General features: G+C 44.1%; 1 protein-coding gene. It reads left to right on the plus strand.

All coding sequences use genetic code 11. The features are described from left to right. Nucleotides 1–51 precede the first annotated feature (51 nt). A partial coding sequence (locus FS736_RS23715; RefSeq protein WP_144481549.1) for a hypothetical protein occupies nt 52–279 on the plus strand: 228 nt, incomplete at its 3' end.

Consider the following 279-nt stretch of genomic DNA (forward strand, 5'->3'; position numbering starts at 1 on the left):
AGTCAGGTTGGTGCATCGGTTGGGCATGAAATGGGTAAGGGGATGAGGAGAATGAGAGGGTTCATGCAAGTGGTGGAGGGAGAAAGGAAGGTGAGTGAGGAGGAGAATGTGTTGATTAGGATTTGTGTTGAGGAGCTTGAGGGAAGGGAGAGAATGATGAATAATTTGGTGGGGGTGGGGAAAGGAAATAGAGGATGGATGGATGAAATGGAGGTGAGTGGGATTTTGAAAGAAAGGAGTGTGTTGATGAGATTCTATTTTTATCTTTTTAATACAGAA

The organism is Cytobacillus oceanisediminis 2691 (assembly GCF_007678455.1).
Classification (GTDB): Bacteria; Bacillota; Bacilli; order Bacillales; family Cytobacillaceae; genus Mesobacillus; species Mesobacillus oceanisediminis_A.